This is a genomic window from Ruegeria sp. AL12 (genome assembly GCF_056540885.1).
This window is the reverse complement of record NZ_JBQFXN010000094.1, coordinates 1-837: the sequence shown is the minus strand read 5'-3', so window position 1 is coordinate 837 and position 837 is coordinate 1. Positions and strand designations below refer to the sequence as shown.

2 protein-coding genes are annotated in these 837 nt (G+C 55.2%); both read right to left on the bottom strand.

Annotated features, from left to right (window positions below; translation table 11 throughout):
• The coding region (locus ACR0C6_RS21585; protein WP_480621175.1) for a paraquat-inducible protein A at positions 1–429 on the bottom strand (429 nt) is incomplete at its 3' end.
• 77 nt (positions 430–506) lie between these two features.
• Positions 507–837 (bottom strand): cytochrome b (locus ACR0C6_RS21580; protein WP_480621173.1); only part of this gene is annotated, 331 nt, incomplete at its 5' end.

Here is an 837-nt window from a genome sequence, read left to right as displayed (position 1 = left end):
GCAGTGGCGTTCGGTGAGAATGCCCAAAGCGATGGAGGCAAGGATGCAGGCCGTGAACAGGTAGAGACCCCATGCGGTCTCAACAGTGGCGTAAAAGATGCCCTTGGCCAATGTGATGTAAAGCGCGATCAGGAAGATATCCGCCATCGCCAGCTTGCCTAGGATACTCAGCGCAGGCTGCACACGGGCATCTAGCAGGTTCCACTGTATCAGCGCGGTGCCAATGGTTTTGATGTAGGGCGCGAAGAGGGCAAAGATGGTGACGACCAGCGCAAGGAAGATGTCGGATTTCCAAAGCGACTGGAGGCCGGTGATGACGCTGATTTCGCTAAGGCCAAAGATCGGCAGGAACCCCGCGCGCATCAGCGGGGCGAACCACGCGACGGGGTAGAAAACCAAAAGTGACAGTGTTGCGAAACGCAATATCATGGCGGCCAACGCTATTAAGTGTGACCGCCTGACATTACGGTGTTGGATCGTGGGTTCAAGGATGCTTGTTCAAAAGCTTATCCTGCGCGCTTCATACGAGCCATCAGGTTGGTTTTGAGAATGAACTGATGGAACAAGGCAGCCAGAAAATGCAAGACAATCAGAACAAGCATTAGCGTTTTCAGGATCTCATGCACTTCGGCGGACGCTGCTATCCCACCAAACCAGGCCAAGGCACCTGAGGCGGGCACCAGCACCATCAACGCATAGAGTGAGAAGTGCGTGATATGTGCGGCGAGCTTCATCGCGGCTGTTTCTTTTTCCGGTAGCGGCGGCGCGCCGCGGGTCAGACGTAGTGCAATCCGCCAAATCGCGAGCGCAAGGACAAGCAATCCTCCGAATACATGA